General features: G+C 73.5%; 23 protein-coding genes. 11 read left to right on the forward strand and 12 right to left on the reverse strand.

Features of this window, described 5'->3' with window-relative positions:
- Positions 1 to 55: 55 nt before the first annotated feature.
- The 4 genes from ACIA5A_RS13130 (at position 56) to ACIA5A_RS13145 (ending at position 5,218) form a co-directional block, all read left to right on the forward strand.
- On the forward strand, positions 56 to 721 hold the full coding sequence (locus ACIA5A_RS13130; protein ID WP_396760529.1) for a response regulator transcription factor: 666 nt from the start codon (positions 56 to 58) through the stop codon (positions 719 to 721).
- On the forward strand, positions 721 to 1,878 hold the full coding sequence (locus ACIA5A_RS13135; RefSeq protein WP_396760532.1) for a sensor histidine kinase: 1,158 nt from the start codon (positions 721 to 723) through the stop codon (positions 1,876 to 1,878). Before ACIA5A_RS13130 ends, ACIA5A_RS13135 begins: the two co-directional genes overlap by 1 nt.
- A gap of 205 nt (positions 1,879 to 2,083) precedes the next feature.
- Positions 2,084 to 4,624 carry a malectin domain-containing carbohydrate-binding protein gene (locus ACIA5A_RS13140; protein ID WP_396760535.1) on the forward strand — a complete coding sequence of 847 codons (2,541 nt, stop codon included), beginning with the start codon at positions 2,084 to 2,086 and terminating at the stop codon, positions 4,622 to 4,624.
- A gap of 207 nt (positions 4,625 to 4,831) precedes the next feature.
- Positions 4,832 to 5,218: a VOC family protein gene (locus tag ACIA5A_RS13145; protein WP_396760537.1), complete on the forward strand. Its 387-nt coding sequence runs from the start codon at positions 4,832 to 4,834 to the stop codon at positions 5,216 to 5,218.
- A gap of 58 nt (positions 5,219 to 5,276) precedes the next feature.
- Here the strand turns inward: ACIA5A_RS13145 and ACIA5A_RS13150 are convergent, their stop codons facing one another.
- The 4 genes from ACIA5A_RS13150 to ACIA5A_RS13165 form a co-directional block, all read right to left on the reverse strand.
- Positions 5,277 to 6,083: a hypothetical protein gene (locus tag ACIA5A_RS13150; protein ID WP_396760540.1), complete on the reverse strand. Its 807-nt coding sequence runs from the start codon at positions 6,081 to 6,083 to the stop codon at positions 5,277 to 5,279.
- A 183-nt stretch (positions 6,084 to 6,266) separates the two neighbouring features.
- Positions 6,267 to 8,330, reverse strand: a complete 2,064-nt coding sequence (locus ACIA5A_RS13155) for a 3-hydroxyacyl-CoA dehydrogenase NAD-binding domain-containing protein (RefSeq protein WP_396760543.1) — start codon at positions 8,328 to 8,330, stop codon at positions 6,267 to 6,269.
- On the reverse strand, positions 8,327 to 9,523 hold the full coding sequence (locus ACIA5A_RS13160; protein ID WP_396760545.1) for a thiolase family protein: 1,197 nt from the start codon (positions 9,521 to 9,523) through the stop codon (positions 8,327 to 8,329). The genes ACIA5A_RS13155 and ACIA5A_RS13160 overlap by 4 nt, the downstream gene beginning before the upstream one ends.
- Positions 9,524 to 9,629: 106 nt before the next feature.
- Entirely contained in the window at positions 9,630 to 10,898 is a 1,269-nt protein-coding gene (locus ACIA5A_RS13165) for a ribonuclease D (protein ID WP_396760669.1), read from the reverse strand.
- Between the two features lie 739 nt (positions 10,899 to 11,637).
- Between ACIA5A_RS13165 and ACIA5A_RS13170 the strand changes: the two genes are divergently transcribed.
- Positions 11,638 to 12,711: a S1C family serine protease gene (locus tag ACIA5A_RS13170; RefSeq protein WP_396760671.1), complete on the forward strand. Its 1,074-nt coding sequence runs from the start codon at positions 11,638 to 11,640 to the stop codon at positions 12,709 to 12,711.
- 110 nt (positions 12,712 to 12,821) lie between these two features.
- Positions 12,822 to 13,664 (forward strand): hypothetical protein, encoded by an 843-nt coding sequence (locus ACIA5A_RS13175; RefSeq protein WP_396760547.1) that lies wholly within the window; start codon positions 12,822 to 12,824, stop codon positions 13,662 to 13,664.
- A 67-nt stretch (positions 13,665 to 13,731) separates the two neighbouring features.
- Here the strand turns inward: ACIA5A_RS13175 and ACIA5A_RS13180 are convergent, their stop codons facing one another.
- From ACIA5A_RS13180 to ACIA5A_RS13190, 3 genes are all read right to left on the reverse strand, one after another.
- Positions 13,732 to 14,466: a hypothetical protein gene (locus ACIA5A_RS13180; RefSeq protein ID WP_396760550.1), complete on the reverse strand. Its 735-nt coding sequence runs from the start codon at positions 14,464 to 14,466 to the stop codon at positions 13,732 to 13,734.
- Positions 14,467 to 14,469: 3 nt separating this feature from the next.
- Positions 14,470 to 15,321, reverse strand: coding sequence for a hypothetical protein (locus ACIA5A_RS13185; RefSeq protein ID WP_396760552.1), 852 nt, complete (start codon positions 15,319 to 15,321; stop codon positions 14,470 to 14,472).
- Positions 15,322 to 15,658: 337 nt separating this feature from the next.
- Positions 15,659 to 16,231 carry a DUF3000 domain-containing protein gene (locus ACIA5A_RS13190; RefSeq protein WP_396760553.1) on the reverse strand — a complete coding sequence of 191 codons (573 nt, stop codon included), beginning with the start codon at positions 16,229 to 16,231 and terminating at the stop codon, positions 15,659 to 15,661.
- A gap of 174 nt (positions 16,232 to 16,405) precedes the next feature.
- Here ACIA5A_RS13190 and hemE point away from each other — a divergent pair, with 174 nt between their 5' ends.
- From hemE to hemQ, 3 genes are read left to right on the forward strand one after another with little or no spacing between them, the layout of a single operon-like run.
- The gene (gene hemE, locus ACIA5A_RS13195) at positions 16,406 to 17,497 is read left to right on the forward strand and encodes a uroporphyrinogen decarboxylase (RefSeq protein WP_396760556.1); all 1,092 of its coding nucleotides are present in this window, start codon (positions 16,406 to 16,408) and stop codon (positions 17,495 to 17,497) included.
- 10 nt (positions 17,498 to 17,507) lie between these two features.
- Positions 17,508 to 18,917: a protoporphyrinogen oxidase gene (gene hemG, locus ACIA5A_RS13200; RefSeq protein WP_396760558.1), complete on the forward strand. Its 1,410-nt coding sequence runs from the start codon at positions 17,508 to 17,510 to the stop codon at positions 18,915 to 18,917.
- The gene (gene hemQ, locus ACIA5A_RS13205; protein ID WP_396760561.1) at positions 18,914 to 19,615 is read left to right on the forward strand and encodes a hydrogen peroxide-dependent heme synthase; all 702 of its coding nucleotides are present in this window, start codon (positions 18,914 to 18,916) and stop codon (positions 19,613 to 19,615) included. The genes hemG and hemQ overlap by 4 nt, the downstream gene beginning before the upstream one ends.
- A gap of 101 nt (positions 19,616 to 19,716) precedes the next feature.
- On the opposite strand, the gene ACIA5A_RS13210 is transcribed toward hemQ, so the two are convergent.
- The 4 genes from ACIA5A_RS13210 to ACIA5A_RS13225 form a co-directional block, all read right to left on the reverse strand.
- Positions 19,717 to 20,832, reverse strand: coding sequence for a lytic polysaccharide monooxygenase (locus ACIA5A_RS13210; protein WP_396760564.1), 1,116 nt, complete (start codon positions 20,830 to 20,832; stop codon positions 19,717 to 19,719).
- A 109-nt stretch (positions 20,833 to 20,941) separates the two neighbouring features.
- Positions 20,942 to 21,382, reverse strand: a complete 441-nt coding sequence (locus tag ACIA5A_RS13215) for a GNAT family N-acetyltransferase (protein WP_396760567.1) — start codon at positions 21,380 to 21,382, stop codon at positions 20,942 to 20,944.
- Positions 21,383 to 21,430: 48 nt separating this feature from the next.
- The gene (locus ACIA5A_RS13220) at positions 21,431 to 22,108 is read right to left on the reverse strand and encodes a hypothetical protein (RefSeq protein WP_396760570.1); all 678 of its coding nucleotides are present in this window, start codon (positions 22,106 to 22,108) and stop codon (positions 21,431 to 21,433) included.
- 52 nt (positions 22,109 to 22,160) lie between these two features.
- Positions 22,161 to 22,421 (reverse strand): Prokaryotic metallothionein, encoded by a 261-nt coding sequence (locus ACIA5A_RS13225; protein WP_181572372.1) that lies wholly within the window; start codon positions 22,419 to 22,421, stop codon positions 22,161 to 22,163.
- Positions 22,422 to 22,580: 159 nt separating this feature from the next.
- Here ACIA5A_RS13225 and ACIA5A_RS13230 point away from each other — a divergent pair, with 159 nt between their 5' ends.
- A complete protein-coding gene (locus ACIA5A_RS13230; protein ID WP_396760573.1) occupies positions 22,581 to 22,856 on the forward strand; it encodes an isoamylase early set domain-containing protein in 276 nt (91 codons plus the stop codon).
- 5 nt (positions 22,857 to 22,861) lie between these two features.
- On the opposite strand, the gene msrB is transcribed toward ACIA5A_RS13230, so the two are convergent.
- Entirely contained in the window at positions 22,862 to 23,272 is a 411-nt protein-coding gene (gene msrB / locus ACIA5A_RS13235; protein ID WP_396760576.1) for a peptide-methionine (R)-S-oxide reductase MsrB, read from the reverse strand.
- A gap of 47 nt (positions 23,273 to 23,319) precedes the next feature.
- Between msrB and ligD the strand changes: the two genes are divergently transcribed.
- On the forward strand, positions 23,320 to 24,351 hold the full coding sequence (gene ligD, locus ACIA5A_RS13240) for a non-homologous end-joining DNA ligase (RefSeq protein ID WP_396760579.1): 1,032 nt from the start codon (positions 23,320 to 23,322) through the stop codon (positions 24,349 to 24,351).
- Positions 24,352 to 24,368 lie beyond the last annotated feature (17 nt).

Below are 24,368 nucleotides of genomic sequence, written 5' to 3' on the forward strand. Positions count from 1 at the left end.
CGGCCGTTTGGTCGCCCGCACTAGGTTGTGGGAGGTCACGAGGTGGGAGGCCGGGATGCGGGTACTGGTGGTCGAGGACGAGCGCAACCTCGCCGACGCGATCGCGCGCGGGCTGCGCAAGCGCGGGATGGCGGTGGACGTCGCCTACGACGGCGACGCCGGGCACGAGGCGGCGTTCGTCACCCGCTACGACGTGGTGATCCTGGACCGGGACCTGCCCGGCGTGCACGGCGACCGGATCTGCGCCGACCTGGCCGCCTCCGGCGCGCTGACCCGGGTCCTCATGCTGACCGCCAGCGGGACGGTCGCCGACCGGGTCGAGGGGTTGCAGCTCGGCGCCGACGACTACCTGGCCAAGCCGTTCGCCTTCGACGAGCTGGTGGCCCGGGTGCAGGCGCTGGGCCGGCGGGCCACCCCGGCCGCGCCGCCGGTGCTGGCGCTGGGCGACCTGGAACTCGACCCGGCCCGGCGGGTGGTGACCCGGGCCGGCGTGCCGCTCGACCTGACCAACAAGGAGTTCGGCGTGCTCGCCGAGCTGCTCAAGGCGCGCGGCGCGGTGGTCTCCAGCGAGGAGCTGCTGGAGCGGGTCTGGGACGCGAACACCGACCCGTTCACCACGATCGTCCGGGTCACCGTGATGACGCTGCGCAAGAAGCTCGGCGACCCGCCGCTGATCGACACCGTGGTCGGCGCGGGCTACCGCGTCGGTGAGCCCGCCTGATGGGCACCCGGCGGGTACGGCCGACGCTGCGGCTGCGGTTGACCCTGCTCAACGGCGTGCTGCTGGTCGGCGCCGGGGCGATCCTGGTGCTGCTGGCCTGGCTGCTGGTCCGCGACGCGCTGCGCCCCACCGACGAGCTGCTGCCCGGCACCACCGTGGTGCTCACCGACGGCCGCACCCTCGACGCCGGGCAGTGGCAGCGGCAACTGGTCGACGCGGCGTCGCGGGAGCTGCTGGTCAAGGGGCTGCTGGCGTTGCTGGCGATAAGCGTCGTCGGGGTGGCCGGGGCGTACCTGGTGGCCGGCCGGGCGTTGCACCCGCTGCACCAGGTCACCGCCACCGCCCGCCGGCTCGGCGAGACCACGCTCGACGAGCGGATCGGCTGGTCCGGGGCGGACGACGAGGTGGCCGAGCTGGCCGAGACGTTCGACGCGATGCTGGACCGGATCACCGCCGCGTTCGAGGCGCAGAAGCGGTTCGTCGCCAACGCCTCGCACGAGCTGCGGACCCCGCTCGCGGTGATGCGTACCGAGATCGACGTGACGCTCAGCGACGACGACGCGGACCTCGGCGAGTACCGCCGGATGGCCGGCGTGGTGCGCGAGGCGTCCGAGCGGGCCAACGGGCTTGTCGACGCGCTGCTGGTGCTGGCGCGCAGCGAGGCGCAGACCGGCCGGCGGCTGGCCCGCCGCGCGGAGAGCGACCTCGCCGTGGGCACCGCCAACGCGCTCTCCGCGGTGGCCCGCGAGGTGGAGCGGATCGGCCTGAAGGTGCACACCTCGCTGCGCCCGGCGCCTGTCGTCGGCGACCCGGGGCTGCTCGACCGGCTGGCCGGCAACCTGGTGGAGAACGCGGTCCGCTACAACCACCTGCACGGCCGGATGTGGGTGCGCACCGGCACCGACGGGCAGCGGTCCTGGCTGGTGGTGGGGAACACCGGCTTCGAGGTCGCCCCGGCCGAGGTGCCCGGGCTGTTCGAGCCGTTCCGGCGCGGCGGGCAGGAACGCACCGGGGCGCGCGGCTCCGGCCTCGGCCTGTCCATCGTGCGGGCGGTCTGCGACGCGCACGGCGGCACGGTCAAGGCGGTCGCCCAGCCGGGTGGCGGCCTGGAGGTGACCGTCACCCTTCCGTCGGCCGACCCGCCCGCGGCCACCTGACCGCCGATCCGCGCCCGTCCGCGCGTACCCCCGGCCCCACCTGATCGTGCGGCCCGGCCCGGCTGTCCCGGCCGGAGCCGGCGGGTGGTCGGGCGTGGCGGTGCGGTGGTCGGTCAGAAAGCGTGCCGGGCGCTGGACGGCGGTGCGGGCGTGGCCCAGGGTGAGCGGAGCGACACGCCTCCCCGCCGAACCTACGGAGTTGCCCGTGACCCACCCCTCGGCCCCGCGCCGCCGCGCCCTCGCGGTCCTCGCCGCCGTCGCGCTCACCGCGGCCGGCCTGGCCCCGGCCGCCCCCGCCGGCGCCGCCCCCGACCACACCACAGTGGTCAAGGCCGTCCCCTCCACCGCCTCGCCGGACATCATGGACGGCACCGTCGACGCGATCCACGACGCCGGCACGAAGATCATCGTCGCCGGTTCGTTCAGCACCGTGCAGAACCGCAACTCCGACACCGACATCACCCGCAACTACCTGCTCGCCTTCGACAAGGCCACCGGCACGGTCGACACCGCGTTCGCGCCGACCGTCGACAACGAGGTGTACGCGGTCGTCGCCGGCCCGACCGCCGGCACGGTCTTCGTCGCCGGCAAGTTCAACACCGTCAACGGGGTGACCCGGCGCAAGGTGGCGCTGCTCGACGTCGCCACTGGCGCGCTGGTCACCGGCTTCACCCCGCCGGCGTTCAACGGGCTGGTCAACGACATCGCGTTGGCCGGCAACCGGCTGCTGGTCGGCGGCATCTTCACCACCGCCGGCAATCCCAACCCGCGCGCCGGGCTGGCCTCGCTCAACGCCACCACCGGCGCGGTGGACAGCTACCTGACCACCGCGCTGACCGAGCACCACAACTACGACGGGGTCAGCGGATCCAACGCCGGCGTCGGGGTGGAGAAGATGGCGCTCTCCCCGGACGGCACGAGGCTCGTGGTGATCGGCAACTTCAAGAAGGCCGACGGGGTGCTGCACGACCAGATCGTCCAGCTCGACCTGGGCGCCACCGCCGCCACCGTCGCCGACTGGAACACCAGCCGGTACACGCCCCGCTGCAAGTGGCAGGCGTTCGACTCGTACATGCGGGACGTCGCGTACGCGCCGGACAGCAGCTACTTCGTGGTGGTCACCACCGGTTCACCGTACGGCGGCACGCTCTGCGACGCCGCGGCCCGCTTCGAGGGCGGCACGACCGCCACCGACGCGCAGCCCACCTGGATCGACTACACCGGCGGCGACACCTTCCTCTCGGTCGCGGTCAGCGAGCAGGCGGTCTACGTGGGCGGCCACTTCCGCTGGCTCAACAACAGCGCCGGCGGCGACAACGCCCGGGCCGGCGCGGTCGGCCGGGCCAGCATCGCCGCGCTCGACCCGCGTACCGGCCTGCCGCTGTCCTGGAACCCGGGGCGGCACCCGCGCGGCATCGGCGCCTCCGAGATGCTCGTCACCCCGACCGGCCTCTGGGTCGGCGGGGACACCTCGTGGATCGGCAACTTCCAGTACCGCCGGGAGCGGATCGCGTTCTTCCCGCTGGCCGGCGGCACCGCCCCGCACCCGACCACCTCGGCCACCCTGCCCGGCACGGTCTACCAGGCCGGCGTGCCGAAGCCGACGAACGTGCTCTACCGGGTGAACGCCGGCGGCCCGGCGGTCGCCGCCACCGACGGCGGGCCGGACTGGGCGGTCGACGACGGCGGCAGCCCCAGCCCGTACCACAACAGCGGCAACTCGGCCGCCGGCTTCGCCGCGGTCGGCTCGTTGGACGCCACCGTGCCGGCCGGCACGCCCGCCGCGCTCTACAGCGACGAACGGTACGACCCGGCCGGCGCGCCGGAGATGACCTGGCAGTTCCCGGTGCCCGCCGGGACCGAGGTGCAGGTGCGGCTCTACCTGGCCAACCGGTACGACGGCACCGCCGCCGCCGGCTCCCGGGTCTTCGACGTGGCGCTGGACGGCACCACGGTCCTCGACGACCTCGACCTGTCCGCGAGCGTCGGGCACAACGTCGGCACCATGCGCGAGTTCACCGTGGTCAGCGACGGCACCGTGGACCTGGAGTTCCGGCACGTGGTGGAGAACCCGCTGATCGACGGCATCGAGATCGTCAAGACCGGCGCCCCGCCGGCCGGCACCGGCGACGAGGTGCAGGCCCGCTCGTACGACGGGGCGAGCACGGTCGGCGCGGCGACGTCGGTGGCGAACCCGGACGGCACCGCGTGGTCCACCGCGCGGGGCGCGTTCTGGGTCGGTGGCACGCTGTTCTACGGCATGAACGGCGCGCTGTGGCGGCGCACGTTCGACGGGACCACGTTCGGCACGCCGTCGCTGGTCGACCCGTACCACGACGCCTACTGGGACACCGTGGTCACGGACTCCGGCCCGGCCGACCAGACGTACGCCGGGGTGACCACCGGCTTCTACGCCGAGATCCCCAACGTGACGGGCATGTTCCACTCCGGCGGGCGGCTCTACTACACGCTCGCCGGGCAGAGCGGCCTGTTCTGGCGCTGGTTCACCCCGGACAGCGGCACGGTCGGCGCGGACCGGTTCACGGTGGCCGGCTCCGGCGGGCTCGCCGACTCGGGCGCAGTCTTCGTCGCCGGCAACACGCTCTACAAGGTCAACCGGACCACCGGCGACCTGTCCGCGACCGACTGGGCGGGTGGCGCGCCCGCCGCGACGTTCACCGTGCGCAGCGGGCCGTCGCTGGACGGCGTCGACTGGCGCGCCCGCGCCGTCTTCCTCGGCCCGTGAGTGAGTAAGGAGGGGCCCCTTCTTAACGTTTTCGGTAGAGGAGGGGCCCCTTCTTAACGGCTTGCGAGGCGGGCGCGGGCGGTGGCAGGATCGTCGCGTCAGCCGAGAGGTGGAAGGGGGTGTGGTGATGTTCAATTCGTTCCGTCCCGCGCCCCGCGTTCCCCGCTGACTCTTCCCACGGGGCGCGTCCCCACAGGAGGAAGCACCGTGAGTGCACAGATCCACTGCGTGACCGTCGAGTCCGACGACCCGTACGCCCTGGCGACCTGGTGGGCCCGGGTGCTCGACCGCAAGCTGGCCGACGACGACGTCCCGGGCGACCCGGAGGCGGTTCTCGTCGCGCCCGGCGGGCACGGCCCGGACCTGCTCTTCGTCGAGGTCGGCGAGCGGCACGGCAAGGGCGCGTTCCACCTCGACCTGCACCCGGCCGAGGGCACCCGGGACACCGAGGTCGCGCGGCTGCGTGACCTCGGCGCCACGGAGGTCGCCGACCGGCGGCGGCCGGACGGCACCGGCTGGGTGGTGCTGGCCGACCCGGAGGGCAACGAGTTCTGCGTCTGCCGGAGCCAGGCGGAACGCGCCGCCTCGGCCTGACCCGGAAAACGGCGCCGGGCCCCCGCCGTCGGCGGGGGCCCGGCGCTCCGGACGCCGATCAGTCCTGCTTCTCGACCTCGCCGCGCAGCGTGACGAACTCCGACTGGAACTCGGCGGCGCTCTTGAAGTAGACCACCATCATGCCGAGGCTGCCCTTGTCGGCCCAGACGCAGACGCCGACCGGGACGTCCTCGGCCTTGCCGTCGCTGCACTTGGCGTCGCCGCCGAGCGGGCCGGCGTCGACCGTCTTGAACTCCTTGGTGCCGAGGTCCGGGGTGACCGCCGTGATGGCGTCGGCCATCTCCTTCTTCGGGTCGGCGATGATGCCGGAGACACCGACGATCATGACCAGGTCCTTCTTCGCCGGGTCGCCGTAGAAGGCGCCCGCCGTGCTCGTCGCGTTCGGCACGTCCTTGCCGAGCTCGGACTTCATCTGCACGGCCGCGTTCTGCAGCGTCGGCTCGGTCACCTTCGGCCGGCCGCCCAGCGTCGCGGGCTCGACGACCCGGGTCTTGCTGGCGGTGACGGCCTCCTTGACGTCGCCCCCGGCGGCGGCCCAGATGGCGATGCCGCCACCGACGCAGAGCACCAGCACGACGGCCAGGACGATCAGCAGGATCTTGCCGACGCCGAACTTCTTCTTCGGCGGGACCGGCGTCCCGAACTGGTCGCCGCCGAACGGCTGCTGCTGCGGGTGGTCGCCGCCGTACGGCGGCTGCTGCGGGTAGTCAGCGCCGTACTGCGGCTGCTGCGGTGCCGGCGGGTAACCGCCGCCGTGCTGGGGCTGCTGCGGCGGCTGGTAGCCGCCGTGCTGCGGGGGAGTGGGGTTGTTGCCGGGGTAGGGGTTGGACGGCGGTTGGGACATGAAGGCAGCTCCTGTGAGAATCCTGGACGCGTGATGGTAGCCATGGGCACCGACGGTCCGCTGTCCGCCCGGGACCGGTGTGACGAAACCGGGACCCGTCCGTGACCGGTCCCGGAACGACGACAGCGGCGGCCGCACCGTCCGAAACGGACGGCACGACCACCGCTGTCGATGGCCCGTCGGTCAGCGCAGGCTGGCCACGCCGCGCGGCAGGAACCGCCGGCCGGTCACCCGCTCGGAGGTCCCGGTCCGGTCCAGGTACGGCGTGACGCCGCCCAGGTGGAACGGCCAACCGGCGCCGAGGATCATGCACAGGTCGACGTCCTGCGCCTCGGCGACGACGCCCTCGTCGAGCATGAGCCGGATCTCCTGCGCCAGCGCGTCCAGCGCGTTCTGCCGCACCTGCTCGGCGGTGAGCGGCTGGTCGCCGACCACCAGCAGCTTCGCCACCTCGTCGTTGATCTGGTCGTCGACCACGATCGGCTGGCCCGAGTCGGCGATCCGCTTCAGGTTCTCGCTGACGCCGAACCGGTCCGGGTACGCCTCGTGCAGCGTGCCGCCCACGTGGTAGGCCACGGCCGGCCCGACGAGCTGGAGCAGCGCGAGCGGACGCATCGGCAGGCCCAGCGGGTCCAGCGCGCTGTTCGCCACGTCCAACGGCGTGCCGGCGTCGACGGCGGCGAAGACGGTGCCCAGGAATCGGGTCAGGAGCCGGTTGACCACGAACGCCGGGGCGTCCTTCACCAGCACCGACGACTTCTTGAGCTGCTTGCCGACCGCGAACGCGGTGGCCAGGGTGGCGTCGTCGGTCCGCTCGCCGCGGACGATCTCCAGCAGCGGCAGCACCGCGACCGGGTTGAAGAAGTGGAAGCCGACGACCCGCTCCGGGTGCTCCAGGTCGGCCGCCATCTCGGTGATCGACAGCGAGCTGGTGTTGGTGGCGAGCACCGCCTCCGGCTTGACGATCTTCTCCAGCTCGGCCCAGACCTGCTTCTTGACGCCCAGGTCCTCGAAGACCGCCTCGATGACGAAGTCGGCGTCCGCGAAGACGGACTTGTCGACCGAGCCGGACACCAGGCCGTAGAGCTTGGCGGCGGTGCCCTTGTCCATCCGGCCCTTGCTGACGGCCTTCTCGATCTGGGTGTGCACGTAGCCGACACCCTTGTCCACCCGGGACTGATCAAGGTCGGTCATGACGACAGGCACCTGCAACCGCCTGGCGAACAGCAGCGCGAGCTGGCTGGCCATCAGGCCGGCGCCGACGATGCCCACCTTGGTCACCGGCCGGGCCAGGCCCTTGTCCGGCGCGCCGGCCGGGCGCTTGGCCCGCCGCTGCACCAGGTCGAACGCGTACAGGCCGCTGCGCAGCTCCTCGGAGAAGACCAGGTCGGCCAGGGCCTCGTCTTCGGCGGCGGTGCCGGCGGCGAAGTCGGCGTCCTTCGCGGTCTCCAGCAGGTCCAGCGCCTTGTACGCGGCCGGGACCGCGCCGTGCAGCCGCTGGTCCAGCGTCTGCCGGGCGAAGTAGAGCACGCCCGCCCACATGTCCTTGTCGACCTCGGGACGGGTCACGGTGACCTCGCCCCGGACCACGCCGGCGGCCCACTCCAGCGACCGCTCCAGGAAGTCGGCGGGCGCCAGCAGCACGTCCGCGATGCCCATCTCGGCGGCCTGCTTCGGCTTGAGCATCCGGTTCTGCATCAGCGGGTTCTGCAGGATCACCTGGGTGGCGGCCGGGATGCCGATCAGGTTCGGCAGGAGCTGGGTGCCGCCCCAGCCGGGCACCAGGCCGAGCGAGACCTCGGGCAGCGCGAGGGCCGCCGCGCCCGCCGACAGCGTCCGGTAGTGGCAGTGCAGCGCCAGCTCCAGGCCGCCGCCCATGGCCGCGCCGTTGACGAAGGCGAACGTCGGCACGTCGCTGTCCTTGAGCCGGGCGAAGACCCGGTGGCCCAGGCGGCCGACCTCCAGCGCCTGCTCGCGGTTCTCCAACTGCGGCAGGCTGGTGATGTCCGCGCCCACGCAGAAGATGTACGGCTTGCCGGTGACCGCGACGAACGCCGGCTTCGCCGCGAGGGCGGCGGTGATCGCCTCGTCCAGGCTGGTCAGGCCGCCCGGGCCGAAGCTGTTCGGCTTGGTGTGGTCGAAGCCGTTGTCCAGGGTGATCAGTGCGGCGGGCCGGTCCAGCCCCGGTACGTTCACCTGCCGCAGCAGCGCCTTGGTGACGACCTCGTTCGGTGCGGCGAGACTCACTTGTCGTCACCCTTCCAGTTCGGGTTCTCCCAGATGACCGTGCCGCCCATGCCGATGCCGATGCACATGGCGGTGAGGCCGTAGCGCACCTCGGGGTGCTCGGCGAACTGCCGGGCGAGCTGGGTCATCAGCCGGACGCCGGAGGACGCGAGCGGGTGCCCGATGGCGATCGCGCCGCCCCAGGCGTTGACCCGGGGGTCGTCGTCGGCGATGCCGAAGTGGTCGAGGAACGCGAGCACCTGCACCGCGAACGCCTCGTTCAGCTCGAACAGGCCGATGTCGTCGATGCTCAGGCCGGCGATGCGCAGCGCCTTCTCGGTCGACGGGATCGGACCGACGCCCATCACCTCCGGCTCGACGCCGACGAAGCCGTACGACACCAGCCGCATGCCGACCGGCAGGCCCAGCTCGCGGGCGGTCTCCTCGGCGACCAGCAGCGCGGCGGTGGCGCCGTCGTTCAGGCCGGCCGCGTTGCCCGCGGTGACCTTGCCGTGCGGGCGGAACGGGGTCTTCAGCCCGGCCAGCTTCTCCATCGAGGTGTCCCGCGGCGCCTCGTCCACGGTCGCCAGGCCCCAGCCGCCCTCGTCGTCGCGGATCGCGACCGGCACCAGGTCGCCCTGGAGCTTGCCGTTGGCGTACGCCTTGGCGGTCTTCTGCTGGGAGGCGAGCGCGAACGCGTCGGTGCGCTCCTTGGTGACGTGCGGGACGCGGTCGTGCAGGTTCTCCGCGGTCGCGCCCATCACCAGGGCCGACGGGTCGACGAGCTTCTCCGCGACGATGCGCGGGTTGGGGTCGACGCCCTCGCCCATCGGGTGCCGGCCCATGTGCTCGACGCCGCCGGCGATGGCCACGTCGTAGGCGCCCATGGCGATGCCGGAGGCCACCGTGGTGACGGCGGTCATCGCGCCCGCGCACATCCGGTCGATGGCGAAGCCGGGCACCGTCTTCGGCAGGCCGGCCAGCAGGGCGGCGGTGCGGCCGATGGTCAGGCCCTGGTCGCCGATCTGGGTGGTGGCGGCGATCGCCACCTCCTCCACCTTCTCCGGCGGCAGCTGCGGGTTGCGGCGCATCAGCTCGCGGATGCAGCGGATCACCAGGTCGTCGGCGCGGGTGTTGCCGTACATCCCACCCGCCTTGCCGAACGGGGTACGGACGCCGTCGACAAAGACGACATCTCGAACTTCACGGGGCACTTGGAGCCTCCCTCGGCACTGGCCATTTCTCCGGATGCTACTCGCCAGTAACCAACCGCGTCACCACCCCCCGTGTGGCCCACCCCACACCCCGACCGGCCCCGGGTCAGGGCGCGGGCGGGCGCAGGGCCTCGGTGAGCGCGGGCAGGAGCAGGCCGAGCTGCCACTCCCGCGCGCCCAGCCCCCGCAACGTCTCGGCGACCGTGTCGTCGGTGATCTCCTCCGGCGGCTGCCAGGCCAACCGGCGGATCGAATCCGGCGTGATCAGGTTCTCCGCCGGCAGCGTGTGCGCCACCGCCGTGCCGACCACGACCTCCCGGCAGCGGGCCAGCCGGCCCGCCGCGACCGGGTCACGCTCGGCCCACCGGTGCGGCGGGGGCGGACCCTCCACCGCCGGGCTCACCGGCAGCGCGTCGTCCGGCAGTTGGCGTGCGTCGTCCAACGCCGCCAACCAGGTACGCGCCAGCCGGCGCACCGAGCGCCCCCCGAACCCGGGGAGCGTCAACAGCGTCTTCTCGTCCTTCGGGTCCAACTCGGCGGCCGCCACGATGGCCGAGTCCGGCAGCACCCGACCCGGCGCGGCGTCGCGCCGCGAAGCGATCTGGTCCCGGGCGTACCAGAGGGACCGGACCCGGGCCTGGGCGCGCGCCCCGCGGACCCGGTGGATCCCGGACGTGCGCCGCCACGGCTCGGCGCGCACCCGTGGCGGGCGGGCGCCGTTGCGCACCAGCGCGGCGAACTCCTCCGCCGCCCAGCCGGACTTGCCCTGCCGGTCCAGCTCCTCGTCGAGCGCGTCGCGCAGGTCCACCAGCAACTCCACGTCCAGCGCCGCGTACGTCAGCCAGGACTCCGGCAGCGGCCGGCTGGACCAGTCGGCGGCCGAGTGGTGCTTCTCCAGGCTGAAGCCGAGGAGCTGTTCGGTCAGCGCGGCCAGGCCGACCCGCTCGAACCCGGCCAGCCGGGCGGCCAGTTCGGTGTCGAACAGCCGGCGCGGGCGCAGCCCCAGCTCGGCCAGGCAGGCGAGGTCCTGACTGGCGGCGTGCAGCACCCACTCGGCGTCCGCGATCGCCGCGTCGAGGGCGGACAGGTCGGGCAGTGGCAGCGGGTCGACGAGCGCGGTGCCGGCGCCGGCACGACGCAACTGCACCAGGTAGGCGCGCTGGCTGTAGCGGTATCCGGAGGCGCGTTCGGCGTCCAGGGCCACCGGGCCGGTGCCGGCCGCGAAGCGGGCCACCACCTCGTCCAGCTCGGTCGGGGAGGCCACCGGCGCGGGGGTGCCGTCGCGCGGCGCGGTCAGCGGGACGGCGGCGCCCGTGTCGGTCTCGGTCCCCGCGTCCGCCGGCTCCGGCACGGCCGACGACGGATGCGGAGACACCTCTCCCGTACGGCTTTCGGCGGCCCGACGGCGCAGGGGTGGTTCGTCGGTCACCTGACAACCCTAGTGGGCCGGGCGATCCGGTGCGCGCAGCCGGTCCGGCGCGTGTCGACGAGATGTCCGCCAGGTGTCCGGAACGGGGCGGGTTGCGCGGGGGTGAGAGGGTCGGACAACGGGGGAGACAAACCCCGTTCCCGCCGGTACGGTCCATCGAGCCGTGAGCGGCGCGGGGGCGACCGGGCAGCGGTCGGTGCGCCGGCACGGCCGGCGGGGAGGGCGGACGATCATGGCAGGCGGCTACGGGACCGGCGACGGCGTGCCGGGGCGCGACGGCGACGGAACGGCCGACCGACCGGGGCCGCTGCCCCCACGCATCGGCGCGCCGGGCACGAGCCATCCGTCGTACCCGACCTTCGGTGCCGGCCAGCCCAGCCCGCCCCCGCCCCCGGCGGCCTTCGGCGCGACCCACCCGCCCCGGTCCGACGCCGCCGGCGCGCCGTCCCACGGCGCTGCCGCCCGCGCCGCGGCGCCGGTCGTGCCGGCCCAGCCGAACTCCGGCCCGTCCCACCCCGGCTCGTCCTCCTACCCGGGCTCGTCGGCTTACCCGGGCTCGTCGGCTTACCCGGGCTCGTCGGCTTACCCGGGCTCGTCGGCTTACCCGGGCTCGTCGGCTTACCCGGGCTCGTCGGCCTACCCGGGCTCGTCGGCCTACCCGGTCCAGCCCGCGCCGGGCTCGTCGATTCCGGGCCAGTCGTCGGGCTCGTCCTACCCCGGCCAGCCGTCGGGTCCGTCGTACCCGGGTCAGCCGACGTCGGGGCCGGCCCATGCCGGCGGGTCCGTGGCCGGTTCGTCGTATCCGGCGCCGAGCGCCCCCGGAGCCCCGCCGGCGTCCGCCTCCCCGTATCCCGGACCGCCGCTGTCCGGCCCGGCGTTCCCGGGTCAGCCGATCTCCGGCCCCGCCTACCCGGGTCAGGCCCCCACCGGCCAGCCGGGATTCGGCGGGCCACCGCCCGGTGTACGCCCGGAGCGGGCCGGCCGCCGCGGTCGGCTCCCGGTGCTGGCGCTGGCGCTGGCCGGGGTGCTGGCCGTGGTCACCGGCGTGCAGGCGTACCAGATCCACCGGCTCGACGACCGGCTCGCCGCCGCCGACCGGCGGGCGGCCGAGGGGCAGGGCGCGGACGCCCGCCGGCTCGACGGGCTGGAGCAGCGCGCCGGGAGCCTGGAGAAGCAGGCCGGCGCAGCCTTCAATCCCGAGGCGGTGGCGAGCGCGGTGCTGCCCAGCGTGTTCCGGGTGCGGGCCGGCCAGTTCACCGGCACCGCGTTCGCGATCGGCAAGGCCCCGTCCGGCGGGGGCACCACGCTGCTCACCAACTTCCACGTGGTGGAGTCGGTCTTCGCCGCCGGTGAGCGCAAGGTGTTCCTGGAGCGCAAGGACCAGCGGTTCGAGGCGACGATCGTCGCCACCGACAAGGAGAAGGACCTGGCGCAGTTGCGGACCACCGCGAAGTTCGGCGGGCTGGTCGCCGCGCGCACCCCGGTCAAGTCCGGCCAGCAGATCGTGGTCGTCGGCGCGCCGCTCGGACTGCAGGACAGCGTCACCACCGGTGTGGTGAGTGCCTTCCGGCAGGACGAGGGAGGTTCCGGCCCGGTGATCCAGTTCGACGCGCCGATCAACCCCGGCAACTCCGGCGGTCCGGTGATCAACGGGTCGAAGGAGGTCGTCGGCATCGCCACGGCCAAGGCGCGCGACGCCGAGGGCATCGGGCTGGCGGTGCCGATCAAGACGGCCTGCGACCGGTTCGACCTCTGCTGAGCGGCGGACCGACCGCGTCGCTCGCCGTGCGGGCGTGGCCCCGACCGCGCCGCCTCGACCCCGGCCCGTAGGGCCACCCCGCGGGGGACCAGCACATCTGGAGGAACGACATGTCCCAGCCACCGACCGGAGCGGGTGACCACCCGCCCCAGCCGCCGGGCGGCACGGTCTACGGAGGTCGGCCCGCGCCCTCGCCGTACGGCCCGGCGCAGCCCGACCCCACCCGGCCGCAGCCGCCCGTGCCGGGCCAGTACGCGCCGGGCGCCGCCCCGGTCCCCGCGCCCGGCGCGCCGATGTCCGCCCCGCCGGTCTCCGGCGGCGGCTACCCGCCGGCGTCCGCCCCGCCGTTCTCCGGCTACCCGCAGGCGCCGGCCCCGCCCGGTCCTGGTGCGGGCTACGGCGCGCAGCCGATGTCGGCCCCGCCCGGTCCCGGTGCCGGCTACGGCGCGCAGCCGATGTCCGCGCCGCCGGTCTCCGGTCCCGGGTTCGGGCCGCAGCCGATGTCCGGGCCGCCCGGGTACGGTGCGCCCGCGCCGGCGCCGGCCGGCGGTGGCCGCGGACGGACCGCGCTGGTCCTCGCCCTCGTGGCCGGGCTGCTCTTCGTGCTCGGCGGCGTGATGACCGGCCTCTACGTCACCACCGACGGCAAGCTGGACAAGGCCGAGCGGCAGGTCAGCCAGCGCGACGGCACCATCGCGGCGAACCAGCGGGAGCTGGAGAAGCTCCGGGGTGAGATGAAGACGCTCCAGGACCGGCTGGCCGACACCGAGCAGGACCTGACCGGCACCAAGAACGACCGGGACGAGCAGACCCGGCAGAAGAAGGTCATCGCGAGCTGCCTGGACAAGCTGACCACGGCCATCGCGGCGGCGTCGCGCGGCGACAAGGCGGCCTTCGAGGCGGCCAACAAGGGCCTCGACAAGGTGTGCGACGAGGCCGAGAACTACCTCTGAAGCGACCGAAGGGTCGCCCCGGCTCCCCGGGGCGGCCCCGGTCGTTCGCGCCGCCACCTCGGCGGGCTCAGGGCGCACCGGTGACCTCCCACTCGGGCTCCAGGAAGCGCATGAAGAGAAAACCGTTCCGGGTGAGGCAGTACTCCTCCTGGAAGCCGGACTCGCCGGACAGCGTCCGCCAGTCCACCAGCAACCCGTTGTTCGCCAGGTCGGCCAGGCAGACACGCAACAGGCCGTCCTGATACGTCTGCGTACGCAGGTCGGTCAGGCCGACGGGCACGTTCTTCAGGCGTCGCCTGCCGAGGCGGTCCGACGGGGCGACGTTGCGCTGCCGATCGAAGATGCTCCGGAGCACGACGAGGTGGGCGCCGGAGAGGCGCGTGATGTACCGGAAGAAGATGTCGATCCACCCCTCGTCGGGACGGCTGTCGAGGCTTCCGGCGACGAGGAACCGGCGCAGGAAAGCCAGCCGTTCCTGGTCGCGACTCGCGATCACCTGCTCCAGCGTGTCGTGCAGGAGTTCCGCGTACTCCTCGGAGTCGACCCGTTCGACGACGGACTCCTGTCGCGTGCGCAGCCCTTCCAGGTCGGCGACCAGGTCGAGCAGGAACCGGCGTAGTCGCTCCTCCCGGCGCTGCTGCATCCGGCCGGCGAGGGTCGAGCCGATGCCGCCGGCGTAGGGCAGTGTGCCGAGGATGAGCTGTGCGATCGGGCTGGCGCTCAGGCGTAGCGCGGTGTTCGGCTCCCGATCGACGGCGGCGAGATCCCGCCGCAGGTCCCGCCCGTCGTCCGCCGGTTCCATCCCTCACAGCCGCCCGACCACGGTGGTGTCCTTGAAGATCTCCCGCATGATCCGCATCAGGATCACGTCCCGGTAGAACTCGGGCAGGATGCGGCCGAACTCGTTGAAGTCGCTCTCCGTCACGCCCGTCTTGTCGCCCGGCGTGTCGCCGACGCGCAGTGAGACCGACAGGTCGATGTCCCGCTGGATGATGTTCCAGGGCGCCTGGAAGATGATGTACAAGGTCCTGTCCCGGCCGACGAGCTCCTTCTTCATCGAAAACGACGCGTCGGCCCGCAGCACCGAGTCGGGTTGCAGGATCGACCGGATCGACTCGCCCTCCGCCGAGAGGTTGGTGAACCAGTTGGCGATCTCGAGGTTGGTGTTCGACTCGGCCGAGTCGGAGAGCTTGGGCCCGATCTGCAGGCGGAAGGAGAAGGCGTGGCCGGCTCGGTAGATCCAGTCGAAGAAGCGATGTTGCCGCAGCGACGCGCGACTGTCCTTGCCGAGGATCTGCCGCGCGATGGACTCGATCAGCGGCATGGTCATGAACAGTTCTTCGAGTGAGCACGACACTTTCCCGAGCATCAACTGGTTGTCGGCAATGTTGATCTGGAAGTCGTAGAGGGGATGGTTGAACGACAGCGAGTACAGCCACTCCGTGCTGGCGACCTGGTGCAGCGCCGACAGGTTCAGGTCCGGATGGCCGGCAACGGTGTTGATCGCGGCTTCCGTGATCTGATTGGAGATCATCTGAATGGTGTCGGCGTCGGGCGCGAACTTCACGAACTCGACCGAGTAGCGGTATGCGTCGATAGGCACGATCGCCAGCCTGCTCGGTACACCCTTGATGAAATCTTCCCATGAACCGGCCATGGGCTCCCCATCTTCTCGGTGCGATGGCCTACGCCCTCGTCCAGATATGGATCGCCGCCGCTGGGCGAGCGCCGCGTCTGCCATTCGGGTGATGGAATGTGAAACCGTGTCGACGGCTGCGTTCAACGATGGGTCCTGTGCAGGGGACTGTCAAGATTCGGAACTGCCCGTGCGACCTTCGAGGATGCGGACCGTTCTTTCGGTCATCTTCCGGTAGGCCGATGATTCGACGTCGTGTCGGAAAGCGGACCTCAGCGAGTGCGGCCCACGTACTGACCGGGATGGTCACCGGCCGGGTGCGCCGACGACCGTCCGCCCCGGCACGCGCCGGCCGGGGTCAGGCGGCGCCGGCGGCGCGGCGGGTGGGCAGCGCGGTGACGCCGGGCGGCGGCAGGCCGGCCGTCGAGGCCAGCAGCGTGCACCAGCCCAGCAGGTGCGGGCCCAGATCCGCCCGCAGCGGCGTCCAGGAGGCGCGGATCTCGATGTCACCGGCCGCGGGCGGCCCGGCCAGCTCGCCGAACCGGGTGGAGAGCGTCTGGGTGACCGTGCCGCCGATCGCCCGGTGCCCGGCGCCCTGCGCGTCCAGCGCGTCGGTCAGCCAGGTCCAGCCCACGCCGGGCAGCAGCGGGTCACTGGCCAGGTCGACCTCCAGCTCGGCGGTGACATAGGTGACCAGCCGCAACGTGCCCTGCCAGGCCTCGTGCCCGGCAGGGTCGTGCAGCAGGATCAGCCGGCCGGTGGCCACCTCGTCGTCGTCGCGCAGGACGGCGGCGGAGAGCGCGAAGGCGTACGGGGCGAGGCGCTGCGGAGCGCCCACCTCCTCCAGCACGATCTCCGGGCGGGGTGTGGCCGACCGCAGCCCCGCGACCGCGCGAGCGAACGTTTCCGGGAGCGCGATCGGGGGGGCCATGCCGGCAGCCTATGCCGCCCGCACCGTGCGGTGGGTGAGGGCGCGCCGGGCGCGTCGCGGTGTTAGACGGGGCCCCTTCTCTACCGGAGGCGTTAACAAGGGGCCCCTCCTTCTACGTCACAAATGGGGGCGGTGCGGGTGGGCGCCGTCCGGACCCGTGGCACGATTGCCGCGATGAGCACGGACACCACGGGCACTGCCGCCCGAGACGGAGAACCCCGCCGGGGCCGGCCGGCCGACTCGCCCTTCGTGCGCGCCTGCCGGCGGGAGCCGGTGCCGCACACCCCGGTCTGGTTCATGCGCCAGGCCGGCCGCTCGCTGCCGGAGTACCGGGAGATCCGGGCCAGCGTGCCGATGCTGGAGTCCTGCCGCCGGCCCGAACTGGTCACCGAGATCACCCTCCAGCCGGTCCGCCGGCACGGCGTCGACGCGGCGATCCTGTTCAGCGACATCGTGGTGCCGGTGGCGGCGGCCGGGATCGACCTGGACATCGTGCCCGGCACCGGGCCGGTGGTGGCCGAGCCGGTGCGGGCCGCCGCCGACGTGGAGCGGATCACCCCGATCGGCCGCGACGAGGTGTCCTACGTGGACGAGGCGGTCCGGCTGCTCGTCGCCGAGCTGGGCGACACCCCGCTCATCGGTTTCGCCGGCGCGCCGTTCACGCTCGCGAGCTACCTGGTCGAGGGCGGGCCGTCGCGGACCCACGCGAAGACCAAGGCGATGATGTACGGCGACCCCGACCTGTGGCACGCGCTCTGCGCCCGGCTGGCCGAGGTGACGCTCTCCTTCCTGCGGGTGCAGATCGACGCGGGCGTCTCCGCCGTGCAGCTCTTCGACTCGTGGGCCGGCGCGCTCTCCGAGGCCGACTACCGCCGCTTCGTCATGCCGCACTCGTCGTACGTGCTCGGCGGCCTCGCCGACGCCGGCGTGCCGCGGATCCACTTCGGGGTGGGCACCGGCGAGCTGCTGACCGCGATGGGTGAGGCCGGCGCCGACGTGGTCGGCGTCGACTGGCGTACGCCGCTGGACGTCGCCACCGGCCGGATCGGGCCGGACAAGGCGGTGCAGGGCAACCTCGACCCGACCGTGCTGCTCGCGCCCTGGCCGGTGGTGGAGGCCGAGGTGCGGCGGATCGTCGAGCAGGGCCGGGTCGCGCCCGGCCACGTGTTCAACCTCGGCCACGGCGTCCTGCCGGAGACCGACCCCGACGTGCTGACCCGGGTGGTCGCGCTGGTGCACGAGCTGTCCGCGCGACCGGCCCGCTAGGGGCGCCGTCGTGGCGCGACCGTGGCGGGTGGCGATCGTCGGCGGCGGGATCACCGGGCTGGCCGCCGCCGTCCGGTTGCGCGACCGCGCCCCCGCCGGCACCGAGATCACCGTGTACGAGCAGTCCGGCCGCCTCGGCGGCAAGCTGCGCACCGGTGAGCTGGCCGGCGGGCCGGTCGAGTTCGGGGCCGAGTCGTTCCTGATGCGCGACCCGACCGGCGGCGAGTCGGCGGCGGTGACGCTGGCCCGCCGGCTCGACCTCGGCGCGCGGATCGTGCACCCGAGCGTCGGGCAGGCCGCGCTGCTCGTCGACGGCGGGTTGCGCCCGGTGCCGGGCGGCACGCTCGTCGGCGTACCCGGGGATCTGGCGAAGGTGGCGGCGGTGGCCCGGCCGGCGGCGGACGCCGACCGGGACGCGGGCCGCCCGCTGCTGGCCCCGGGGGAGGACCTCGCGGTCGGCTGGCTGGTCCGGGACCGCCTCGGTGACGCCGTGGTGGACCGGCTGGTCGACCCGATGCTCGGCGGCGTCTACGCCGGCCGCGCCGACGACCTGTCGCTTGTCACCACCATGCCGGCGCTGGCCCGCGCGGCCCGTCAGGAGCACACGCTCGTCGGCGCGGTACGCGCCGCCCAGGCCGCCGCGCCGCGCGCGCCCGGCGCGCCGGTCTTCGGCACCCTGGCCGGCGGGCTGAGCACGCTCGTCGAGGCGGCGGCGGAGGCGAGCGGGGCGACGATCCGCCGGGACGCCGCGGTGCGGGAACTGCGCCGCACCCCGACCGGCTGGCGGCTCACCGTCGGACCGACCCGGGACGCCGAGCTGGTGGACGCCGACGCGGTGGTGCTGGCGGTGCCGGCCCGGCCGGCGGCCCGACTCCTCGCCGCCGAGGCCGCCGAGGTGGCGGACACCGTCGGCGCGCTGGACTACGCCAGCGTCGCGCTGGTCACGCTCGCGCTGCCCGGCCCGGACCTGCCGGAGCTGTCCGGCTTCCTGGTGCCGGCCGCCGAGGGCCTGCTGATCAAGGCGGCCACGTTCTTCACCACCAAGTGGGGGCACCTGCGCCGGCCCGACGGGTCGGCGCTGGTCCGCGCCTCGGTGGGCCGGTACGGCGACGAGACCTCGCTCCAGCTCACCGACGACGACCTGGCCGCCACCGTACGCCGGGAGTTGTCGGCGGCGTTGGGCACGGCGCTGCCGGAGCCGGTGGCCCGGCACGTGCAGCGGTGGGGCGGCGCGCTGCCGCAGTACACGCCCGGGCACGCGGCCCGGGTGGCGGCGGTGCGGACCGCGCTGCGCGGCGCCCACCCGACGCTGGCCCTGGCCGGGGCCGGCTACGACGGCGTCGGCATCCCGGTCTGCGTCCGCTCCGGCGAGACCGCGGCCGAAGAGATCATCACGGCACTGGGAGGATCGGCAGCATGACCGAGCAGACCAACGCGGCGCGGCTGCGGGAGCTGAACGACACCATCCGCTACACCATGTGGTCGGTGTACCGGGCCACCAGCCCGCTGCCCTCGCTGCGGGAGAACGTCGTCGACGAGGTCGAGTCGCTCTTCGCGGAGCTGGCCGGCAAGGACGTGACCATCCGGGGCACGTACGACGTGGCCGGGCTGCGCGCCGACGCCGACCTGATGATCTGGTGGCACGCCCCGACCAGCGACGCGCTGCAGGACGCGTACCTGCGGTTCCGCCGCACCACGCTGGGCCGGGCGCTGACCCCGGTCTGGTCGCAGATGGCGCTGCACCGCCCGGCGGAGTTCAACCGCAGCCACATCCCGGCGTTCCTGGCCGACGAGGAGCCGCGCGCCTACCTCTGCGTCTACCCGTTCGTGCGCTCCTACGAGTGGTATCTGCTGCCCGACGCCGAGCGGCGGGAGTTGCTGGCCGAGCACGGCAAGATGGCCCGGGGCTATCCGGACGTGCGGGCCAACACGGTCGCCTCGTTCGCGCTCGGCGACTACGAGTGGATGCTGGCGTTCGAGGCCGACGAGCTGCACCGGATCGTCGACCTGATGCGTGACCTGCGGGCCTCCCGGGCGCGCCGGCACGTGCGCGAGGAGGTCCCGTTCTACACCGGCCGCCGCCGGCCGATCGCCGACATCGTCACCTGCCTGGTGTGAAAGGCGGGGCCCCCGGTTAACGCCTCCGGTAGAGGAGGGGCCCCTTCTCACACCTGAGTGTTAAGAAGGGGCCCCTGCTTACCCGAGGGCGGGCCGGCGGGTCAGGCGGTGGTGGTGCAGGAGAGGATGCCGGGCGCCGGGTTGGTGCCTGTCGACGTGCCGGTGAAGCCGAACGACGTGCTCGCCCCCGGCGACAACGCGCCGTTGTAGGCGACGTTCCGCGCCGTGACGAGCGTTCCGCTCGTGGTCACCGTGGCGTTCCACGCCGAGCTGACCTGCTGGCCGTTCTGGTAGTTCCAGCTCACCGACCAGCCACGGATCGGCGAACCGCTGCCGTTTGTCACCTTCACCTCGGCCTGGAAGCCGCCGCCCCACTGACCGGTGACCTGGTAGGTGGCGGTGCAGCCGCCGGCCGGGTTCGGCGTCGACGGCGGGGTGGACGTCGGGGTCGGGCCGGCGGTCGGCGACGTGGTGGGGGACGCGGTCGGCGAGGCGGTCGGCGAGGTCGTCGGGGACGGGCCGGCGCCGCCGAAGTCCACGTCGCTGCACAGGTAGTAGGACTGGTCCAGGTGGCTGGCCTGCCAGATGGTGTAGACGATGTGCCGGCCGGTGCGGCCCGGCGCGTTCGCCGGCACCTGGATCGACACGCCCGACGTCTCCGGCGTCCACTGGCTGGCCGGGGTGTTGCCGATCTGGCCGACCTGCTCCAGGTCGCTCCAGCGCAGCGGCGTGGTCAGCGCGTTGAAGCCCTGCTTGGTCACGTACACCCGGATGTAGTCGGCACCGTGACTGGCCTGGTCGAACAGCTTGATCCGGAAGTTGTTGGAGATCGGCGTGGTCTTCCAGGCCCCGACCGTGTCGAGCGCGTTGTAGCGGCCGGCGGAGGTGCGGCCGCCGCTGCAGAGTTGGCCGTCCGGGATGGCGCCTTGGTGGTTGCCGGCCACGCCCTCGCGGAACAGCCCGTTCCAGTTCCACATGGCGGACGGGTCGGCCTGCCAGGCCTGCCAGCACATGGGGTCCTGGGTGGCCATCGCCGGGTTCTGGAAGTCGCTGCCCCAGCGCTGCCAGCAGCCGTAGTTGCGGGATGCGGGGTCGACCACGGACCCGTGCGCCGAGGCCGGGCCGGAGAACGCGGTGGTGAGCAGCGCGGCGACGACCGCGCAGACGCCGAGGATCGCTGCGCCGAGCGGGATCCGACGGCGGTGGGGAGTGGACATGTGAAGCCTCCGGGTGGGGGTCGGTGCACGACGCCCGGACTGTCGGGAGTTGCCCTCTCCCGCGTGGCGGCTCGGTCCGCACGCTGCCACAGAAAGTGACAAACGTCAATTAGTTGGGATTCCGGCGCATCGGCGTGTGCGGGATGCCGTCCTCGACGTAGCCGGGGCCGTCGACCGCGAAGCCGTGCCCGGCGTAGAACGGCACCAGATGCGTCTGCGCCTCCAGCACGCACGGCCGGTCACCCACCACCGCGAGCGCCTCGGTCATCAGCGCGCCGGCCAGGCCCGCGCCGCGGGCCGCCGGCGCCACCACCACCCGGCCGATCCGCGCCAGGCCGTCCGGGTCGGCCAGGATCCGCAGGTACGCCACCACGGCGCCGTCCCGGGTCAGCCAGAGGTGCCGGGTGCCGGGCTCGACGTCCCGGCCGTCGAGTTCCGGGTACGGGCAGGACTGCTCGACCACGAACACGTCGATGCGCAGCCGGAGCAGGTCGTGGAACGTGCGGGCGTCCAGCTCGGCGAAGCCGGCCAGGTGGGACTCGACGGGCATCCCGCCAGGCTAGGCGGCGGCCGTCGGGTGGACGCGACCCGGGCCGGGTCAGCGCGCCGGGCGCAGGCCGGCTCCGGTGGCGACGACGGCCCGGTCGAACCAGGTCGCGGTCGCGGCGGTCGAGCGGGTCCAGACCCCCACGCACTGGGTCACCCGGCCCCGGTGCACGCAGCCGTAGCGGTGCGGAAACCGGGTGCCGTCGGGGAGCGTCATGGTGGCGGCGACCGCGCGGCCCGGCGCGCCCACGCCGGCGGGCAGCTCGACGGCGGAGTGTCCGGCGGTCACCTGACCGTCCTCGGAGTCGCGGTCGCACGACTCGAGCAGGTCGAAGACCCGGCGTACGGCGTCGGCCGCGGTGGCGTCGTCCGGGTAGACCACGGTCTCCTGGGCCAGTTCCACGAACTCGTCCGCGTCGGTGCCCTTCGGTGTGCCGAAGACCCGGGTGGCGGCCGCCAGCCGCCGGTCGAGCAGGGGCAGCGGCCGGCCGCAGGCGACGCCGTCCGAGTCGAGTCGCTCGCTGGCGTGCTCCGGCTTCTCGGTCAGGCCGGCGAGGCTGCCGGTGGCGGCGTGCCGGTCCCGCAGCGCGACGGCGGCCCCGCCGTCGGTGGGCGCGGGGGCGACGAGCGCCGGGGCGGCGCCAGCCGGTGGTGCGGCCGGGTCGGAGGCCGGCGCGCAGCCGCCGAGCGTGACGAGCAGGGCCGTCGCGATGATCGGGCGTCGGAGCACCGCCGGATGGTAGCCGGAGATCGACTCGGGTGGTGGCCCTCGCCGTGTCCGCTCAGGCGGGACGGGCGCCTACCGCGTCGCGGATCTCGGCTCCCTGGTCGCCCTCGACCGCGCGGGCGCAGTGGGCGCAGCAGAAGAAGCGGCCGGAGACCTCGACGCCGTGCCCGACGATCTTGGTCTGGCAGTGCTCGCAGATCGGCGCCATCTTGTGCACCGCGCACTCGAAGCAGTCGAACGTGTGGCGGGCCCCGTCGACCGTGCGCACCTCGAACGCCATCCAGTAGTCGTTGCCGCAGACCTCACACGTTGCCATCCGAAACCCCCCGAAAACGGACCTGTCACCACAGGGTCGTACGCCGGACACGCGCGAGCAACCGGAACCGGCGAACCTGGTCCGGCCCGACGGCGAGTCGCTCCCGGCGTGTCGCGCGTTGACAGTGGTGACGACCGCCGAGCATCTCCCGGAGGATCCGTGATCAAGCGCAACAAGCTCTTCGGCACCCAGACCAGGGTCACCTTCAGCCTGCCCCGGGACGTCCCGGCCGGCACGGTCAGCGTGGTCGGCTGCTTCAACGGCTGGGAACCCGGCCGGCACGAGTTGGTGCCCCGCCGCGACGGCACCCGGACCGTGACCGTCCGGCTCGGCCCGGGCGACCACCACTTCCGCTATCTCGCCACCGGCGGGGTGTGGCTGGACGACGAGGCCGCCGACCTCGTGGACGAGGCCGGCGGCCTGCTGCGCCTGTAGCGCGGTCAGCCGGCGTCCGGCTCCAGCCGCACCGAGATCGAGTTGACGCAGTGCCGGGTGTCCTTCGGGGTGAAGCCCTCGCCCTCGAAGACGTGCCCGAGGTGGCTGTCGCAGCGCGCGCAGCGGATCTCCACCCGCCGCATGCCGAGCGTGTTGTCGGGGATCTCCTTGACCGCACCCGGGATGGCGTCGTCGAAGCTCGGCCACCCGCAGTGCGAGTCGAACTTGTCCTGGCTGCGGAACAGTTCCAACCCGCAGGCCCGGCAGTGGTAGACGCCGGGCGTCTTGGTGTCGACGTACTCGCCGGTCCAGGGCGCCTCGGTGCCGGCCTGGCGCAGCACCCGGAACTCCTCCGGGCTCAGCCGGACCCGCCACTCGTCCTCGGTACGGGGCAGTTCGCTCTCGGAAAGACTCACGCCCCAACGGTACGTCGACTGTCGGTGCCATCGCATATGGTCGCCTGATGGCGGGCAGCAGAAGCGCCGTCGAGGAGATCGAGGTCGCCGGCCGTGCCGTGCGGCTGAGCAGCCCGGACCGGGTGATCTTCCCGCAGCGCGGCTTCACCAAGGCGGACGTCTTCCACTACTACCTCGCCGTGGGCGAGGGCATCATGCGCGCGCTGCGCGACCGGCCCACCACCCTGCAACGCTTCCCCGAGGGCGTCGAGGGGGAGATGTTCTTCTCCAAGCGCGTGCCGACGCGCGGCGTACCCCCGTGGGTCTCGACGGCGGAGATCAGCTTCCCCAGCGGCCGCAAGGCCGACGAGCTCTGCCCGGCCGACCTGGCCCACGTGGCCTGGGCGGCGCAGATGGGCACCGTGGTCTTCCACCCCTGGCCGGTGCGCGCCGCCGACACCGACCGCCCGGACGAGCTGCGGGTCGACCTCGACCCGCAACCCGGCACCGACTTCGCCGACGCGGTGACCGCGGCCGGTGAGCTGCGGGCCCTGCTCGACGAGCTGGGCGTGCCGGGCTGGCCGAAGACCTCCGGCGGCCGGGGCGTGCACGTCTACCTGCGCATCCAGCCCCGCTGGACGTTCGTCGAGGTGCGCCGCGCCACCATCGCGCTGGCCCGGGAGCTGGAGCGCCGCCGGCCCGAGCTGGTCACCACCGCCTGGTGGAAGGAGGAGCGCGGCCGCCGGGTCTTCGTCGACTTCAACCAGACCGCGCGGGACCGCACCATCGCCTGCGCCTACTCGCTGCGCGCCAACGCCCGGGCCACCGTCTCCACCCCCGTCGACTGGGCCGAGCTGACCGACGCCGACCCGGACGACTTCCACCTGGGCACGGTGCCGGCCCGGCTCGCCGAGCGCGGCGACCCGCACGCCGGCATCGACGACGCCCCGTGGGACATCACCCCGCTGCTGGAGTGGGCCGAGCGGGACGCCGCCGACGGCCTCGGCGACCTGCCCTACCCGCCGGAATACCCGAAGATGCCCGGCGAGCCGAAACGCGTCCAACCCTCCAAGGACCGCGACCGCCCGAGAGACGCCTGACCGCGGGCGTCGCATCT

It is taken from the genome of Micromonospora sp. NPDC051300, assembly GCF_044455315.1.
Lineage (GTDB): Bacteria > Actinomycetota > Actinomycetes > Mycobacteriales > Micromonosporaceae > Micromonospora > Micromonospora robiginosa.

Bases quoted from the DNA above. Each gene is read 5' to 3' on its own strand.
- ligD (WP_396760579.1), top strand. From the start codon at position 23,320: ATGGCGGGCAGCAGAAGCGCCGTCGAGGAGATCGAGGTCGCCGGCCGT.
- hemE (WP_396760556.1), top strand. From the start codon at position 16,406: ATGAGCACGGACACCACGGGCACTGCCGCCCGAGACGGAGAACCCCGC.
- ACIA5A_RS13225 (WP_181572372.1), bottom strand. From the start codon at position 22,421: ATGGCAACGTGTGAGGTCTGCGGCAACGACTACTGGATGGCGTTCGAG.
- ACIA5A_RS13190 (WP_396760553.1), bottom strand. From the start codon at position 16,231: ATGGCCCCCCCGATCGCGCTCCCGGAAACGTTCGCTCGCGCGGTCGCG.
- ACIA5A_RS13180 (WP_396760550.1), bottom strand. From the start codon at position 14,466: ATGGAACCGGCGGACGACGGGCGGGACCTGCGGCGGGATCTCGCCGCC.
- ACIA5A_RS13135 (WP_396760532.1), top strand. From the start codon at position 721: ATGGGCACCCGGCGGGTACGGCCGACGCTGCGGCTGCGGTTGACCCTG.
- ACIA5A_RS13215 (WP_396760567.1), bottom strand. From the start codon at position 21,382: ATGCCCGTCGAGTCCCACCTGGCCGGCTTCGCCGAGCTGGACGCCCGC.
- ACIA5A_RS13175 (WP_396760547.1), top strand. From the start codon at position 12,822: ATGTCCCAGCCACCGACCGGAGCGGGTGACCACCCGCCCCAGCCGCCG.
- ACIA5A_RS13185 (WP_396760552.1), bottom strand. From the start codon at position 15,321: ATGGCCGGTTCATGGGAAGATTTCATCAAGGGTGTACCGAGCAGGCTG.
- ACIA5A_RS13130 (WP_396760529.1), top strand. From the start codon at position 56: ATGCGGGTACTGGTGGTCGAGGACGAGCGCAACCTCGCCGACGCGATC.
- ACIA5A_RS13150 (WP_396760540.1), bottom strand. From the start codon at position 6,083: ATGTCCCAACCGCCGTCCAACCCCTACCCCGGCAACAACCCCACTCCC.
- hemQ (WP_396760561.1), top strand. From the start codon at position 18,914: ATGACCGAGCAGACCAACGCGGCGCGGCTGCGGGAGCTGAACGACACC.
- ACIA5A_RS13210 (WP_396760564.1), bottom strand. From the start codon at position 20,832: ATGTCCACTCCCCACCGCCGTCGGATCCCGCTCGGCGCAGCGATCCTC.